16 protein-coding genes, 1 other RNA gene and 1 pseudogene are annotated in these 17,314 nt (G+C 39.3%); 9 read left to right on the forward strand and 9 right to left on the reverse strand.

Going from position 1 to position 17,314, the window contains the following annotated elements:
• The first annotated feature begins 13 nt into the window (after positions 1–13).
• The 6 genes and pseudogenes from IEU90_RS05630 to IEU90_RS05655 all read left to right on the forward strand — a co-directional run bounded on the left by IEU90_RS05630 (position 14) and on the right by IEU90_RS05655 (position 8,003).
• Positions 14–1,591, forward strand: coding sequence for an MFS transporter (locus IEU90_RS05630; protein ID WP_188357849.1), 1,578 nt, complete (start codon positions 14–16; stop codon positions 1,589–1,591).
• Positions 1,592–2,077: 486 nt separating this feature from the next.
• Positions 2,078–3,502 (forward strand): sugar porter family MFS transporter, encoded by a 1,425-nt coding sequence (locus IEU90_RS05635; RefSeq protein ID WP_369932893.1) that lies wholly within the window; start codon positions 2,078–2,080, stop codon positions 3,500–3,502.
• Positions 3,503–3,514: 12 nt separating this feature from the next.
• Positions 3,515–5,140, forward strand: a complete 1,626-nt coding sequence (locus IEU90_RS05640) for a xylulokinase (protein WP_188357850.1) — start codon at positions 3,515–3,517, stop codon at positions 5,138–5,140.
• 3 nt (positions 5,141–5,143) lie between these two features.
• Entirely contained in the window at positions 5,144–5,872 is a 729-nt protein-coding gene (locus tag IEU90_RS05645; protein ID WP_153710186.1) for an L-ribulose-5-phosphate 4-epimerase, read from the forward strand.
• A gap of 53 nt (positions 5,873–5,925) precedes the next feature.
• On the forward strand, positions 5,926–7,347 hold the full coding sequence (gene araA / locus IEU90_RS05650) for an L-arabinose isomerase (RefSeq protein ID WP_188357851.1): 1,422 nt from the start codon (positions 5,926–5,928) through the stop codon (positions 7,345–7,347).
• 99 nt (positions 7,348–7,446) lie between these two features.
• Positions 7,447–8,003: pseudogene (locus tag IEU90_RS05655) on the forward strand (sugar O-acetyltransferase).
• Between the two features lie 99 nt (positions 8,004–8,102).
• Here the strand turns inward: IEU90_RS05655 and IEU90_RS05660 are convergent.
• From IEU90_RS05660 to IEU90_RS05685, 7 genes are all read right to left on the reverse strand, one after another.
• Positions 8,103–8,945, reverse strand: coding sequence for an aldo/keto reductase (locus IEU90_RS05660; protein ID WP_153710189.1), 843 nt, complete (start codon positions 8,943–8,945; stop codon positions 8,103–8,105).
• A complete protein-coding gene (locus IEU90_RS05665; RefSeq protein WP_153710190.1) occupies positions 8,938–10,035 on the reverse strand; it encodes a GntR family transcriptional regulator in 1,098 nt (365 codons plus the stop codon). Before IEU90_RS05665 ends, IEU90_RS05660 begins: the two co-directional genes overlap by 8 nt.
• A gap of 111 nt (positions 10,036–10,146) precedes the next feature.
• Complete coding sequence (locus tag IEU90_RS05670; RefSeq protein ID WP_153710191.1) at positions 10,147–10,635, reverse strand: universal stress protein; 489 nt, start codon at positions 10,633–10,635, stop codon at positions 10,147–10,149.
• Positions 10,636–10,718: 83 nt separating this feature from the next.
• Positions 10,719–11,015: a hypothetical protein gene (locus tag IEU90_RS05675; protein WP_153710192.1), complete on the reverse strand. Its 297-nt coding sequence runs from the start codon at positions 11,013–11,015 to the stop codon at positions 10,719–10,721.
• Between the two features lie 80 nt (positions 11,016–11,095).
• A non-coding RNA gene (ssrS, locus tag IEU90_RS11560) (6S RNA) lies at positions 11,096–11,283 on the reverse strand.
• A gap of 36 nt (positions 11,284–11,319) precedes the next feature.
• Positions 11,320–12,624 (reverse strand): replication-associated recombination protein A, encoded by a 1,305-nt coding sequence (locus IEU90_RS05680; RefSeq protein WP_153710193.1) that lies wholly within the window; start codon positions 12,622–12,624, stop codon positions 11,320–11,322.
• 3 nt (positions 12,625–12,627) lie between these two features.
• A complete protein-coding gene (locus IEU90_RS05685) occupies positions 12,628–13,116 on the reverse strand; it encodes a YueI family protein (protein ID WP_188357852.1) in 489 nt (162 codons plus the stop codon).
• 136 nt (positions 13,117–13,252) lie between these two features.
• Here IEU90_RS05685 and IEU90_RS05690 point away from each other — a divergent pair, with 136 nt between their 5' ends.
• The gene (locus IEU90_RS05690) at positions 13,253–13,525 is read left to right on the forward strand and encodes a hypothetical protein (RefSeq protein ID WP_153710195.1); all 273 of its coding nucleotides are present in this window, start codon (positions 13,253–13,255) and stop codon (positions 13,523–13,525) included.
• 48 nt (positions 13,526–13,573) lie between these two features.
• Here IEU90_RS05690 and IEU90_RS05695 read toward each other — a convergent pair whose 3' ends face one another.
• Positions 13,574–13,981, reverse strand: coding sequence for a VOC family protein (locus IEU90_RS05695; protein ID WP_153710196.1), 408 nt, complete (start codon positions 13,979–13,981; stop codon positions 13,574–13,576).
• 22 nt (positions 13,982–14,003) lie between these two features.
• Complete coding sequence (locus tag IEU90_RS05700) at positions 14,004–14,747, reverse strand: DUF6198 family protein (protein WP_153710197.1); 744 nt, start codon at positions 14,745–14,747, stop codon at positions 14,004–14,006.
• 252 nt (positions 14,748–14,999) lie between these two features.
• On the opposite strand from IEU90_RS05700, the gene yaaA reads away from it, so the two are divergent.
• Together yaaA and IEU90_RS05710 are read left to right on the forward strand one after the other, a co-directional pair.
• Positions 15,000–15,755: a peroxide stress protein YaaA gene (yaaA, locus tag IEU90_RS05705; protein ID WP_188357853.1), complete on the forward strand. Its 756-nt coding sequence runs from the start codon at positions 15,000–15,002 to the stop codon at positions 15,753–15,755.
• A gap of 159 nt (positions 15,756–15,914) precedes the next feature.
• Positions 15,915–17,231: an NCS2 family permease gene (locus IEU90_RS05710; protein ID WP_188357877.1), complete on the forward strand. Its 1,317-nt coding sequence runs from the start codon at positions 15,915–15,917 to the stop codon at positions 17,229–17,231.
• Positions 17,232–17,314 lie beyond the last annotated feature (83 nt).

The following is a 17,314-nucleotide window of genomic DNA, read 5'->3' on the forward strand; positions in this document are numbered from 1 at the left end:
AAGGAGAAATATTATGAATAATGATCATAGTTCTCAATCAGTTATTCATGATGGTTGGGATGAATATAAGAACCGTAAAATCTATCAGAAACGTGGCAAAATTGGAATTTGGCGATCAATTGGGTTTGGAACGTTTTCATTTTTCAGCATCTCAATGCAAGGGTTAGTTGGTGCCTGGTTGCTATTCTTCTATACGACTTTCTGTGGACTATCGGCTGGACAAGGGGCAACGATTTTCCTAATCGGACGAGTTGCCGATGCAATTGCTTCACTATTTATGGGAAACATTTCCGATAATATTTATAAGTATAAGCTTGGCCGTAAGTATGGTCGTCGTCATATCTTTATTCTTGCGGCTATTCCGTCAGTACTAATTCCGATTACCTTATGGGTTGCTGGAATGTCATATTGGTATTATTTAATTACATACTTAGTTACCACGATTTTAATGTCGGTTCTACAAATTCCATGGGAAACATTACCAAATGAAATGACTAAGGATTTTAATGAACGGACATACTTATCAACTACGCGGATGGTAATTGCTGGCCTTGGCGGAATGTTAACCCAATTTATCCCAGCATTACTCTTTAAATTTTACCCTAAGACTTCACCAAAACCGTATTTCTTAATGCAGGTTATCTTTTCTGTTGTAACAGTTTTCTTAATTTGGATCTGTTACAAGACTACTTGGGAACATTTTGTTACTAAAGCGGAGGCTAAGCGTCTTGATGAAGAAGCCAAGGCTGAAAACGGTAATGGCAATGGGATTAAAGCAGAGATCAAAAACTATTTCTCAACCTTTAAGATTAAGACGTTTCGAATTCATATGGGAATTTATCTTAGTTCATACTTTGCTTCAATTCTGTTTAGTACTGTTTTCGTTTACTACATTGTTTATGTACTTGGCAAGTCAACTAGTACTTCTGGATTCTTACAATCATTAAGTATCGTTTCAATTCCAGTTACAATAATTGCTGGGATTGTTATTACCAAAGTTAGTTATCGTGCAATGGATCTCTTTGGTTATTCATTAATTTTAATTAGTGCAATTATGTGGGGATTAATTGCGATGTTCAGACCAGAACACATAATGGTATATCTTACAATTGGGATGGTCCTTTATGAAATTGGCCTATATATCCTTTATTTCACACCATGGAACGCGTTTCCGTTTATTCCCGATTTAGATACCTTAGTTACTGGGAAAAACCGATCTGGATTATTTGCGTCTGTGATGGTCTTTATTAATCAGATTAGTCAAGGTCTAGCTGGCGTAGTTGCTGGATACTTATTAGATTTTGCTGGCTTTAAGCAATCAGCAACCGGTGCCTTAGCACAACCACACAGCGCAATTTTAATGATTACCTTAATCATGTCGGTCGGTGTTGGTGGCATGATCCTCTTAGCAATGTTTTTTGCTAGCCGTTTTCACTTGAGTAAGAAGAATTTTAAGGTACTCTCAACTGAATTAGTGCGGCTCCAAAAGGGTGGCAGTATGAAAGATGTTGATTTGCATACGAAAGCGGTTTGTGAGGATTTAACAGGTGTAAAGTACGACTCAATTACTTACTGGAAGAAAAATGATTAATAATGGATGAAAGAGAAGCTGACAATTGAAAGGGGGGATAAATTAGATAGTTAAGCCATTATAATTCAACATTCTCATTCCACAACTAAAATATCATTCAAAAATGACTGGCTCAGCGGGAGAGTCAGTCATTTTTATATCCGACAATTCATCCGTACAAATTCAACAAATTCATAAATTATTTTAGATAGTCTTCAAATAATATCGATGATTTTTACATTAATTAATATACATAATAAAGGATATTAGTATAGAAAGCCTTTAATTAACCAAAAAATAAATTATTTATTTCACATGCATAAACTGATTCAACTATAAGATAGACAAAGATTTGTTGAATGTATAAAATTGCTTTTCACAATTGGTCAGCATTAATTTAAATAATTACTCTTGATTTATACGTACAAATACTTTATAGTTATAGTTGTTCAATGAAAGCGCGTTCATGTTCATGGAATAATCTATCACTTTTAGTTTTTAAGGAGGATGAATGTGATGGCAAAAGCCGAAAAGAAAATATCAAGTGCATTTATCTACTTCTTCGGATCATTTGGAGGAATCCTATTTGGTTACGATATCGGTGTTATGACCGGAGCCTTGCCATTTTTGCAAGCCGACTGGCACCTTGAAAATGCAGCTTCGTTAGTTGGTTGGATTACCTCCGCGGTTATGTTCGGGGCAATCTTTGGTGGAGCATTAGCTGGTCAGCTTTCTGATAAGTTTGGCCGCCGGAAAATGATTTTAATGTCTGCAATCGTCTTTATGGTCTTCTCTGTTTTATCTGGTGTTTCACCGGATATGGGCGAGACTAGTGCTTACTACTTAATTATCGTGCGGATGCTCTTAGGTTTGGCGGTTGGGGCTGCTTCAGCATTAGTTCCTGCTTATATGTCTGAAATGGCGCCGGCCAGTGCGCGGGGACGATTATCCGGATTGAACCAGACAATGATTGTTTCCGGAATGTTGCTTTCATACGTGGTTGACTTCTTATTAAAAGATCTTCCTGGTGAATGGGCATGGCGTTTGATGTTAGGATTAGCTGCCGTTCCTGCTTTGATCTTATTCCTCGGTGTTCTTCGTTTACCTGAATCACCGCGGTTCCTATTACGTAAGGGAGACGAAGCACAAGCACGACGGGTCCTAACTTATATTCGTAAAAATCCAGCAGAAATCGATCAAGAACTAGCAAGTATTAAAGAAACTGCTAAAGAAGAACGTCAGGCAAATTCAAAGACAAGCTGGTCAACACTATTTAGCAGCAAGTATCGTTACCTTGTTATTGCGGGGGTTGGGGTAGCCGCCTTCCAACAATTCCAAGGTGCTAATGCAATCTTCTACTACATCCCATTAATTGTTCAAAAGGCAACTGGTCAAGCAGCTTCTTCAAACCTAATGTGGCCAATTGTACAAGGGGTTATCTTAGTTATCGGTTCCCTAGTTTACATGTGGATTGCTGATAAATTTAACCGTCGGACATTGTTGATGGTTGGTGGTGCTGTTATGGGACTTTCCTTTATCTTGCCAGCAATTATTAACTGGATGATGCCAAACATGAATCCAATGACAATTGTTGTGTTCTTATGTATCTATGTTGCTTTCTATTCTTTCACTTGGGCTCCATTAACGTGGGTACTTGTTGGAGAAATCTTCCCGCTCGCTATTCGGGGTCGGGCATCTGGATTAGCTTCTTCATTTAACTGGATTGGGTCATGGTTAGTTGGTCTGATCTTCCCAATCATGACTGCAAGTATGCCTCAAGAAGCTGTCTTTGCGATCTTCGGTGTTATCTGTATCTTAGGAGTTATCTTTGTTAAGACCTGTGTTCCTGAAACTCGTGGTCATACGCTCGAAGAAATTGAAGAACAAGGAACCAATCGTGGCCGAGTAAAAGCAGGCAATCCTGAAAATTAGGAGGAATATTCAATGAATTTACGTGAAACAGCGACCCAAATTAAAAATGGTCAGACTTCACTTGGAATTGAATTAGGGTCAACGCGAATCAAAGCCGTTTTAATTAATACCGATTTTGAAACGATTTCATCAGGTAGCTATACTTGGGAAAATCAATTTAATGATGGAATTTGGACTTACCCCCTTGATCAAGTATGGGAAGGAATTCAATCGGCATACTCCCAAATTAAAGCTGATGTTCAAAGTAAATATCATACTAGCTTGACAAATATTAGTTCTATTGGTGTCAGTGCTATGATGCATGGTTATCTACCTTTTGATAAGGAAAATCAACTACTAGTACCTTTTAGAACCTGGCGGAATAATATTACCGAAGAATCTGCTGACAAATTGACAGAGTTATTTAACTTTAATATTCCGCAGCGGTGGAGCATTGCGCACCTTTACCAGGCAATTCTTAATCAGGAACCGCATGTTAAAGATGTTGATTTCATTACAACCCTAGCTGGATATGTTCATTGGAAGCTTTCTGGTGAAAAGGTTCTTGGAATCGGTGATGCATCTGGAGTCTTTCCAATCGATGATCAAATATTAACTTATCGCCAAGACCTTATCGAGAAATTTAATGAATTACCAGAAGTACAACAATATTCATGGCAGCTAAAGGATATCCTGCCATCAGTAGAAATTGCTGGTCATAATGCTGGGAAATTGACGGCTGACGGAGCTAAATTACTAGATCTTAGCGGCACCTTAACTGCAGGCAGTTTAATGGCTCCTCCAGAAGGGGATGCCGGCACCGGAATGGTTGGAACAAATAGTGTTCGGAAACGAACCGGTAATATTTCCGTTGGTACCTCAGCATTTTCAATGAATGTTTTAGATGCGCCATTGAAGAAGCTCCATCGTGATATTGATATTGTTACGACGCCAACCGGTGACCCAGTCGCAATGGTTCATATCAATAATTGTTCATCTGACATTAATGCATGGGTTGGATTATTTAGAGATTTTGCCGATGCGATTGGGGCTAAGATTGATACCAACACATTGTACGAAACATTATTCGACTCAACGGTTCGTTCAGATCCTGATGCAGGCGGACTTATCAATTATAGCTATCTTTCTGGTGAAAACATTACCAAAATCCAAGCAGGACGACCATTATTTGTTCGGACACCAAATAGTAAGATGAACCTTGCCAACTTCTTCCTAACACAACTCTATGCGGCATTTGCGCCATTGAAGATTGGAATGGACATCTTATTAAATGAGGAACATGTTCAAACAGACGTTATGGTTGCACAAGGGGGGCTCTTTGGTACACCGGTTATTGGTCAACAGGTTCTTGCAAATGCTTTGAATATTCCAATTACAATCATGAATACTGCTAGTGAGGGTGGCCCATGGGGAATGGCTGTTCTTGCCAAATATGCAGAAACAAATGCAATAGAATCATTAGCTGATTACTTGGATGAACAGGTATTCAAGAATCCGGAAAGCATGACCTTGACACCGGAACCGGCAGGAGTAAAGGGCTATGAAAGTTTCATTAAACGTTATCAAGCTGGCTTGCCAGTCGAGTCGCTTGCCGGAAAAGACATTAGTGAACGTGATACGGAGAAAGGAAGTAATTAATAGATGCTAGAAGAACTAAAAAAAGAAGTCTATGATGCAAATATGAGACTTCCTAAGTTAGGATTAGTTTCCTTTACCTGGGGGAATGTTTCTGGAATCGACCGTGAAAAGGGCTTGTTTGTTATTAAACCTTCTGGAGTTCCATACGATGAGATGAAGCCAGAAGATATGGTTGTTGTTAACTTGGATGGTGAGGTAGTCGAAGGTGACTTGAATCCATCCAGTGATACCCCGACCCACACCTATCTTTATAATCATTTTCCAAAGATTGGCGGGGTTGTTCACACCCATTCACCATGGGCGGTATCTTTTGCGGCAGCACGGATGGATATTCCAGCGATGAATACTACTCATGCGGATACTTTCTATACCGATGTGCCAGCTGCTGATGCCTTAACGAAGGAAGAAATTGAAGAAGATTACGAGGGTAACACCGGAAAAGTAATCGTTCGTTCTTTCAAGGAGCGGGGGCTAGACTATGAAGCTACACCAGCTGCATTAGTCATGCAACACGGTCCATTTACCTGGGGACCCACACCTGATAAGGCAGTTTATAACGCAAAGGTGCTGGAAGTAGTAGCAGAGGAAGACTATCATGCAATGCAATTGACGCATAAAGACCTTCACCTGCCACAATACTTGCTTGATAAGCACTATTACAGAAAGCATGGTGCTAATGCTTACTATGGACAAAACAATGCTCATTCTAAGGACCATGCAACTCACGCTTAATTAATTTTGGTAGCTACATTTAAAACTTTTTAGGATAAAAGGAGTGTAATCTCATGGATATTAAGAATTATGAATTTTGGTTTGTTACTGGTAGTCAATTCCTTTATGGTGAAGAACAATTAAAGTCTGTTGCTGCTGATGCTGAAGACATCGTTAACAAGTTGAATGAAAGCGGCAAATTACCATATAAAGTTGTTTTCAAGGGTGTAATGACCACTGCTGAAGGAATTACTAAGTTTATGAAGGAAGCAAACTACAACGACAATGTTGCCGGTGTTATGACATGGATGCATACCTTCTCACCAGCTAAGAACTGGATTCGTGGGACAAAACTTTTACAAAAGCCATTACTTCACTTGGCAACTCAATACTTAAACAAGATTCCATATGACACGATCGACTTCGATTACATGAACTTAAACCAATCTGCTCACGGTGACCGTGAATATGCTTATATTAATGCTCGTCTTCAAAAGCACAACAAGATTGTTTACGGCTTCTGGGGTGACAAAGAAGTTCAAGAAGAAATCGCTGATTGGCAAAATGTTGCTGTTGCTTACAACGAAAGCTTTAACATTAAGATTGTTCGTTTCGGTGACACAATGCGGAATGTTGCTGTTACTGAAGGGGACAAGGTTGAAGCTCAAATGTTCCTTGGCTGGACAGTTGACTACTGGCCAGTAAGCGAATTGGTTGAATATGTTAACGGCATTAGTGAAGATGAAATTGATGCTGCATACAAGGACCTTGAAAGTAAGTATGAAATGGTTCAAGGTGACAATACTAAGGAACACTATGAACACTCAGTACGTTACCAACTTCGTGAATATCTTGCATTGAAGAAGTTCATGGACGAAAAGGGCTACACAGGCTTTACTACTAACTTTGAAGACTTACATGGTCTTGAAGAATTACCTGGGTTAGCTGCTCAATTATTAATGCGTGATGGTTACGGCTTTGGTGCTGAAGGTGATTGGAAGTCTGCTGGAATGGACCGCTTATTGAAGATTGCTGCTGATAATGTAGCTACTGCCTTTATGGAAGACTACACACTTGATCTTCGTGCTGGTCACCAAGCAATTCTTGGCTCTCACATGCTTGAAGTTGACCCAACAATTGCTTCAGACAAGCCACGGGTTGAAGTTCACCCGCTTGACATCGGTGGCAAAGATGACCCTGCACGTTTAGTATTTACTGGTCGTGAAGGTAAGGCTGTCGACGTTACCCTTTCATACTTCAATGATGGTTACAAGGTTATCGGTTACTCTGTTGATTGCCACAAGCCAGAAGCTGAAACACCACATCTTCCAGTTGCTAAGCAGTTATGGACACCAACTGTCGGCCTTAAAGAAGGGGCAGAACGGTGGATGCATGCTGGTGGCGGACACCATACAATTTTGAGCTTTAGCTTGAAGCCGCAACAAATTAAAGACCTCTTTGAAATGTTAGAAGTTAAAGTTGATTTTATTGAATAATAAATCCGCATAATACTTATGAGAGAGAAGCAGTTATCTTCGGTGTACCTCGAGTCGAGATAACGGCCTCTCTTTTTTATCTATGAGGAGCAATGAAATATGAAAACTGAAAAAGAAAAAATGTTAGCTGGAGAAGTATTTAATGTTTATGATCCAGAATTAGTTAAGGAACGTCGATATGCCCGTCAATTAGTTGAACGTTTCAATGCCCTTGGCGAGATGAACCCAACTGCAAGCATTACTTTGATCCGTCAATTGTTTGGCCATGTTGGTACCAATTGCGAAGTTCATGCACAATTTAAATGTGATTATGGTTACAACATTTATGTAGGCGATGACTTCTTCGCTAACTATGATTGCGTAATGCTTGATGTGAGTCCTATTAGGATCGGTAAGCATTGCTTGTTAGGCCCACGGGTCCTAATCATCCATTGAATCCTAAATTACGTCGCAACGGTGCTTATGGACAGAGTGAGGACATTAATATTGGCGATGATGTGTGGATTGGTGGCGGAGCAGTTATTTGTCCTGGTGTGACTTTGGGCAATAATGTCATTGTTGGTGCGGGAAGTGTTGTTACGAAATCATTCGGTAATAATGTAGTTATTGCAGGTAATCCAGCACGCGTAATTAAAGAAAATCCATATTCTGAATAAAAAGCAGGGATTATTTCCCGGGTTATTTTTAATTTGAAATGTATATAAAGAAGGAGCCAACGTAAGATCAATTATGTGACCTTATCTTGGCTCCATTTTTTAATATTTAAGGTTATATTCGTAAACTAATGCTGGTTCTTTACCGACCCGCGTAAAGTTATTTAAGTTGTTAATCGCTGTCATTTCATCATCGCTCAGTACAAAGTCGTAAATGTTTATATTTTGTTTAATTCGTGCTTCGTGAACTGATTTTGGAATAAAAGCAACACCGCTTTGGAGATGCCAGCGAAGGACAATTTGGGCTGCGGATTTATTATGTTTAGCCGCAATTTTGTTTAGCGTTGGGTTATCAAGGATAGTGCCACGACCAAGGGGACTCCATGCTTGGGTCACAATATTGTGTTCTTTATCGTACTGCACCAATGGCTGTTGGTTCAAACGCGGGTGCCGTTCAATTTGATTAATAACCGGCATTTCCCGTGCTTGTGTAGCAAGATATTGAAGGTGAATCATTTGATAGTTGCTTACGCCGATTGAACGAGTTAATCCTTCCTTTTTTAATTCCTCCAGAGCTGCCCAGGTATCAAAGAAAGCCCGTTCAATTGGCCAGTGAATAAGAAGAAGATTAACATAGTCAAGCTTTAACTTTTGGAGTGAGTCCTTGATGGAAGTAATTGTTTGCTTAAATCCTTGATTGGGCTCGGATACTTTAGTAGTAATAAAAAGTTCTTCACGTGGTAGGTTAAGTTCTTTAAGTGCAATTCCAACTTCTGCTTCGTTTTTATATAACTGTGCTGTATCAAAAAGGCGGTATCCCGCATCGTAGGCATATTTAATTGCTGACGTAATCGTACTTTGATCTGTGATTTTATATAAGCCAAAGCCCTCTTGCGGCATTGATTGACCATCTGCGAGTAACAGTTGCTTTACTTTGTTATTCATTTGTCTTCTCCTTTGCAGTGAGTGGGGCGGTTGATTGTCCCTTGATAATCGTTGGTGTATAGACTTTTGATTCAACTTCTTCGCCGGCAATCATTTTTAGGATCATCTTACCAGCATCTTCCCCAAGTTGCCGTTTGGGATGATTAGCTGTTGTAAGGCTAGGAGAAATGATTTGCGCCATTTCATAGTTATCGAAACCAATTACTGAGATATCGTTTGGTACTTCTTTTCCCTGCCTCTGGAGGTGGCTAATAATTCTTGTTGCTAACTGATCATTATAGCAAGCAATGGCAGTGATTTCCTGGTTACTATTGAGCATCCTATCAACCTTTTTAATAATATTTTCATAGGGGTCGCTTGACTGATACATGATAACGTTTGAGCTTGTAGTCGGGATATTATTATCTTGATATGCTTTAATCATTCCTGCCATTCGATCGATACCTTGTTGGTCATTAATTTGAAATACGCCAAGGATGTTAGTGTGCCCGAGTTCAAAAAGATAGGTCACCAGTTCTTCTTCAGCTTCGCGATCTTTTGTTAGCAAGGACGGAAACTCAAAGCCTGGATAAGTAGAATGAAAGAGAATTGTTGGAATTTTATACTTTTGAACTTGGCGATATAGGTCCAAGTTTGGATTAGGCATGGCACTTTCAGTTGGTTCAATAATTAAGCCGGCAATTTGAAGGTCAAGCATATTTAAGATTGTTTGCCGTTCCCTATTATGGTCATTAAGAGTATTACCGACAATCATTGAATAACCTTGTTCAGTGACGATACTGTCGATACCAGAAATAATTGGCGGGAAGATATAGTCAGCAATATGAGTACTAATAACCCCGATTATCTTATTCTTTTCGTTTTTTGTCCAGTCGCGTTGCCAATCCTGAACAAACATCCCGCCACCTTGAATTCGATAGATATAGTGTTCGTTTTCAAGGTCGCCGACAGCCCGTCGAATAGTATAGCGGGAGACATTAAAACGTTTCATTAAGGCACTTTCAGTTGGTAATTTTTCATTAATTTTATATTTTCCGTCAATGATTTCGTTCCGTAAAGTTTGTTTTACTGTTTCATATTTCACTTCCAATGCTTTGCGCTCCTATCTTAATAGAATTAATTTTAAATATATAAAAAATGCTTCATATAATTAGCGGAATGCTAACGTTTATGAGGCATTTGATCGATTTTATCTTGATATTTAGAACCGGCGCTTCTTTGGATTTTCAATTTGCTTGTTATCCAAATCGGTCCGTACTACTAAAACATCACAAATAGCTGTCCGAGTAACAAATTCAGTAACTGAACCAATTAAAATTCGTTCAACAGCGTTTAGTCCAGTAGCACCAATCATGATTAAGTCAGCACCCATTTCTTTTGGCACATCCCGTGCGATAATTGTCTTAGGAGCACCATATTCAATTGAGTAGCTAGCGTTTGCAACACCGTGTTCTTTAGCATAGTCAATGTACTTATCTAAAGTCTTCTTTGCAGTTTCTGTAACCTGCTCAACCATTGAAGTATCAAAACTAGAGATATTTTGAAATGCACGGGTGTCAACAACGTGAAGTAAACGTAATTCAGTGTCTGTACCGTTACGCTTTGCAACAGCAACAGCCTTCTTAAAAGCTAATTCAGCTTCTTTTGAACCGTCGACTGGAACTAAAATGTGTTTATATTCTTGTGCCATAATTTTAGTGCCCTCCTGAAATCTTTATATTATATACTTATTATACACTTTTTCACTATTGAGCGTAAAGCGCCAACGAAACATTACTTTCGGTGATTTACACGAAGATCAGCAGTAATCGCAAACGCCATTAATGTCTCGCAGACACAGCCGATAATTACCATAACAACAAGGAAGCCGGTACTATTGGTCCATCCCGCGATGACACATAAGATCCCGACAATTGTCATAACAATTCCCCAGTTTTTTAGTTGGGGAGCCAAGTACTTGCTTTTGTTTGGATCAAAAACAAGAAATGGCTTATGGATATGAGTTAAAAGAAAAATTCCTTCAAAAAGAGCGATGAGGCCGAATAGCGTCATTAGCAGTGATAACAACATAAAAAATCTATCCTATCTATAATAAAATTAAAAATGGCGTGGTAGTAAGTTTGCCTACTATCACGCCACTGAATATGTACGAAAACTCCGTTGGTGCCGTTAATTGTCATTCAGTGTTGACCTGTGTTTAAGACAGGTGGGACACGGCTGCCTAATATTCAACTACCAAGTGTAAAGGCATGTTGTCCAAAAGGCGATGCACTAGTCCCAAAGTAATAAGACTGTAAGGCAAACCTGCGTTTAGACAACGCGTACACTACAGAATTTTCACCTTTATAATAGCATTTTTACTTGATTGGTGCAATTATTTACGCGGGTGATGCTGACCGCGTAAAGTTTGTTGTTGAGCTTTTCGTATTTGCCAATATTGGCGCCCTAGGCTTGTTTCAAAACGACCGTTGCTTTTAGGCTGGTAGTATTGAGCGTCTTTAATTCGGTCAGGCAAATATTGCTGAGCTACCCAATCATGGGGATGGTCATGTGGAAAGTCGTAATCAATCCCGTGTCCTAACTTAGCAGCTCCCTTATAATGGGCATCCTTAAGGTGGGCAGGGACATCGCCAAAACCGCCTTGACGGACTTGCGCAAGGGCTTCATCAATTGCGTTAATTCCTGAATTAGATTTTGGTGAGAGACATAGCTCTATTACAGCATCAGCAAGTGGAATTCGTGCTTCCGGGAAACCAACTCTTTCTGCTGTTTGAACTGCAGTAACAGCTCGTTGCACAGCAGGCATATTGGCAAGTCCAATGTCTTCATAGGCAGTTACCATTAGGCGGCGTGCGATAACAGTAAGGTCACCGGCTTCAATTAACCGTGCCAAGTAATGAAGTGCAGCATCCGTATCTGAACCACGGATCGACTTTTGAAATGCTGAAATAACATCATAATGCGCATCGCCGTTTTTATCAGCAGCCAAGGACTTTTTTTGGACACTTTCTTCAATGATCGGTAGTGTAAGATGAATCTTGCCATCTTCACTTGGATCAGTTGATTTAGCAGCGAGTTCCAAACCGTTTAATGCGCTACGAAGGTCGCCATTCGTTGCTGCAACTAGTTGATTTTCTGCATTCTCCTCTAAAACTAGTGGTAAATTGCCTAAGCCACGCTCTTTATCGACTAACGCACGGTGGATTGCAATCTTCATTTCATCTACCGAAAGAGGATGGACAGGGAAAATTTGCGTTCGACTGCGGATTGCCGGATTAATACTAATATACGGGTTCTCTGTTGTTGCGCCGATTAAAATAATCCGTCCGTTTTCTAGGTGTGGTAAAAGAAAGTCTTGCTTCACCTTATCTAAACGGTGGATTTCATCGAGTAACAATATTACAGTTCCACTCATTTTGGCTTCTTCAGCTACAATCTGTAAATCTTTTTTCGTATCCGTTGCTGCGTTTAGTTTCCTAAAGGCATATTTGGTTGACCCGGCAATAGCACTAGCAATACTTGTTTTTCCTGTTCCTGGTGGTCCATATAAGATCATTGAAGAAAGCATTTTCGCTTTAACCATGCGTGAAATAATTTTTCCTGGGCCGACAAGGTGTTCTTGACCGACCACTTCGTCTAATGTTCGGGGACGCATTCGATAAGCAAGTGGTTGCTGCATATTTTATCCACGATCCTTTCTGTGAAAAAGGCGATGAAAAAAGCTTTGACGCTGGTCAACAGATTCTTCATCATTATCAATATTTGTGGCCTTTAAATTAGGGTATCTTTTTTTGACGTCAACTGGTGATTGATATACAGCTGTTTTGGCGGCAATTACAATTGCTAATGATTCCGGATCAGTTTTATATTCGGGATCAGTCTTTAGTGTAAAGTGAGCATTGGCCTTAGCTGCTGCTTGAATATATGGGTGAATTTCATCATGCGGGAGCTTGCCGTTGATGAAAATAAGATCACCGATGCCACGATTTACTTCTGTGGTTAGTGCCGTTGTCCAGTCTTGTTCTCTTAATTCTTGAATACTAATTGTTAAACAGACGCGTTCACGGAATGTTCCGAGGTATTTTCGCTGTTCGTCGGGTTTAATTTTAGGTGTACCATAGACAGCATTATCGATTCGTTGCTGAGTAGCACTTTTTTCTTGTTCAGCCATGTTGAACGCCTCCTTATCATGCAATTGTAACATGAAATAGGGGAAACTATATTTCTTGATAATATTATAATTTTTGTTATATCATAACTAGTGAAGGAGTAAAAATATAGGCTAACGTATAAGGAAAGTGATTATTATGTTTAGTGCAGTATTTTGGGTTTTAGCATTTTGGTTTATTGTCAATTTGGTTTGGACGATTGCACGCCTTAATAATCGGATGATGTCAAAAACATTTGCTTGGATTAATGTAGTTGCTGTCATAATTGGATTTTGGACGTTTTACGCTGCAAGTAACGGTGGCGGGGGAGTTACCCCTTGGTTCCGTCTGATTAATTGGACTAACATTGTTCTTGCAATCTTTCAATTTTATAACGGATATCGTCCACACCAATATAGTAAGAAATCATAATTAATGCAAGTAAAAACGAGGCTAGAAAAAATTCCTAGTCTCGCCTTTTTATTTTACAATTTCACAGAATTCAATTGTTTCACTATTTGGCCCTTCAATATTAAAGAACTTGATTCCCTTATCCCAGAAGTCAAGATGTTGAACTTCATTATCTTTTAGCTTAAAACCTTCTGCCTTGGCAGCCTTGAAAGCAGCGTCAGCGTCACTGGTATTAAGGGAGATGTGGTTAATAGCACCTGTCTTGTGAACTGCACCGTCACCAGTCCAGATTTCTAAGGTGAGGTGTCCATATTGCATGAATACTACTTCATTGCCTTGGTCATCGGTATCGAATTCACCGAGTTTCTTAAACCCAAGCTTTTCCCAAAAAGTGATTGTTTTTGCCATGTCATCAGTTGGAATACCAATGTGTTGAATGTCGTCAAAGTAACCTGCTAAACTCTTATTAAATGCCATAATAATTCACTCCTGTATAATTTTAATTACCAATATCAAGTGCTTGGTGCTTTAACTTAGGGAAGATAAAGCGGTCGGCCCAACCAGTGATTGCCCCCTGAAAGGCAAGGGCAAACAATGTTCCTAGTCCAAAGTTATAAATACCGCCCTGCATGAAAGCAGCAATGATTGCCATAATCGTTGGCGGAATGTATGATAACCACATCGCAATCGTTGCATTACCATGACAATAGCGGAAACGGATAATTTGGAAAAGGTCATCAGCTGGGTGCAGCACGAGGTTAACCCGCTGATAAATTGAAATGGCGGTTCCGATGAAAGCAACCCCTAAGAAGTTAATGAAAACGTATAGGATAATCATCGGTAAAGTTGTGGCATCTGGCATAATTCGGTTAAAAATGTCAGAGAACCATTGAATAAAAATAGAAAATGGCAACATGAAAATAAAATTACCACCAATTCGGCGCCAGTCCCACTTATGCATCAAAATTGCGTTTAGGACAGAAGTTAACATTCCTAAAACCATGAAAGCCCAGAAAAGGGTCATTGAATTATTTCCCAAAACGGCAATCCCTAGGTTGTTTTCTGCAGCGGTCCAATAAGCGGAGCCAAGAAATTGTGGGTGAACGTGTGAACTTGTAACAAGCGTTAAAACATTCCCCATTGAGTTAATAATAATTGACAGTGCAAAGTATGCCCAACTAGTAGTTAGCGAAATCGTTCGTTCAGCAACTTGACCTTGTACTGGAACTTTTTCCTGTTCCATTCAAATTCTCCCTTCCAACTTGACCAATTATCTGGTGAAGTTATTCACTTTCTCTCTACGATGAACTAATTTACAACCAACAAAATAGCTTGTCAAGCGCTTTATAAGTTGAAATAACGGGATTTATCCTATACCAAAATTATTGAAACGATTTACTGAAAGCGCCATCATCAAATGGACGTAGGAAACATAAATCTAATTAGACCAATTAGCTGAAAAAGCTTACAGAAAATTCTTGAAAGGGTGATATATGTGAAGATAATTATTTCTCCAGCTCGAACAATGCAGGTTGATACAGATTCCTTACCTTATAAAAACTTACCAAAATTTATTCATCAAACTGAAGATATTTTGGCGTGGATGAGGAGCTTGTCTTATGATGAACTGCACAAGGTATGGGGGAATTGTAGTACGCGTCTAGCAATGAAAAATTACCGTTGGCTCCAACAAATGGACCTTCACCAAAATTTAACACCGGCGATTATTGCCTTTACGGGGTTGCAGTATCAATATATGGCACCAAGTGTTTTTTCGGAAGACGGATTGAAATATGTTGAGGATAACTTGCGGATTTTATCTGGCTTTTACGGTATGCTGCGGCCATTCGATGGAATTGTTCCCTATCGATTAGGGATGGGGGATGCGGCAACAGTTAATGGTGACAAGAACCTCTATCAATTTTGGGGCGATCAACTATATCATGAGCTTTACCAGAATAATGATTTAGTGATTGACCTAGCATCTGTTGAATATGAAAAGGCAATTACTCCTTATATGCAGCCACAAGACCGGCTTATAAAATGTGTTTTTGGCGAGATAGTTGATGGCAAAGTAAAGCAAAAAGCGACGTTAGCAAAAATGGCTCGTGGCAACATGGTACGGTATTTAGCAGAAAATCAGGTTAAAACAATTGAGGAGTTAAAACTTTTTAACATCGGTGGCTATCGTTTTCGAGAGGATCTTTCTAATGACTCAAAATTGATTTTTGAATCACCTGCAAGTATCTAATAATGTTCGCGTTTTTTTTGGCCTTCAGCTGCGATCAACACACTTTTTATATTTGCTTTAGTTAAAATACGAATATTACTATTGAAAAATAAAAGGATATATGCAATAATCGCACTATCATATTTATTTGAGGTGGATAACTTGGAAGAAACACGAACAATGGGCTTCTTAGATAGTACTTTTCATCTATCGGAGAATAACACGAACATTAAACGCGAAAGTTTGGCCGGATTGACAACATTCGTTTCTATGGCTTACATCCTTTTTGTTAACCCTAGTGTTCTAGGAGCTGCTGGAATGGATAAGGGAGCAGTTTTTACGGCCACTGCTCTATCAGCAATTATTGGCTGTCTTTTGATGGGAATTTTGGCTAACTATCCGATTGCAATTGCTCCGGGATTAGGTGATAATGCCTTTTTTACCTATTCAGTTGTTTTAGCAATGGGGATCCCGTGGCAAAAGGCAATGGCGGGAGTGTTTGTTGCCTCTGTTTTATTTACGATTTTATCTTTTCTTAAGGTTCGGGAAATTGTAATTAACGCCATTCCTAAAGATTTGAAATATGCAATGGCTGCTGGAATTGGGATATTTATTTCTTTTGTCGGCTTACAGGGTGGCGGAATTATTGTTTCAAGTAAATCATCGCTGGTTGAATTAGGGTCGCTGACTGTTCCGACTACCTGGATTACAATTTTTGGCGTATTTTTAATTGCTATTTTGATGGTGAAAAAAGTTCCAGGGGCAATTTTTATCGGTTTAGTAGCGACAACAATTTTAGTGTTGGTGACTGGCTTAGTGAAGATGCCTACCCATATTATGTCAGTTGCACCAAGTATGGCGCCGACATTCGGTGTAGGAATTAAGTATTTGCCAACGATGGCTGATCCTAAAATGTGGGCGGTAGTTTTAATTTTCTTATTAGTTGCTTTCTTTGATACTGCGGGAACCCTAGTTGGTTTAGCACAAGAGGCCGGATTAATGAAAGATAATAAGATGCCACGTATTGGTCGTGCATTGATGGCTGATTCGTTGTCGATGCTTGGCGGAGCAGTGATGGGAACAACTCCAACGTCTGCATATGTTGAATCATCAGCTGGAATTGCAGTCGGTGGAAAGACTGGTTTGACAGCGATCGTAACCGGATTATTGTTTGTGTTGAGCATGGCCTTCTCACCAATGTTAGAAGTAGTTACGACTCAGGTAACATCAGCAGCGCTAATTGTTGTAGGAGTATTAATGGTTTCAGCACTTAAGGATATTAAATGGGATAAGTTTGAAATTGCCCTGCCATCATTTTTAGTTGTAATTGGCATTCCGCTGACTTATAACATCTCGTACGGAATTGCATTTGGCTTTTTAACCTACCCAATTTTGATGCTTGCTGCAGGTCGGCGAAAAGAGATTAGTGCTGTAATGTGGATAATGTTTATTGTCTTTATCGCATTATTATATGTTTTGAATATTTTACCGAAATAATAAGAAAACTACTTACTCGCTTTTAAAACGTTGTAAGTAGTTTTTTATTAGTTAATTTTTTAATAACGTTATTTTTAACTGCT

It is taken from the genome of Limosilactobacillus caviae (assembly GCF_014635905.1).
Taxonomy (GTDB): Bacteria; Bacillota; Bacilli; order Lactobacillales; family Lactobacillaceae; genus Limosilactobacillus; species Limosilactobacillus caviae.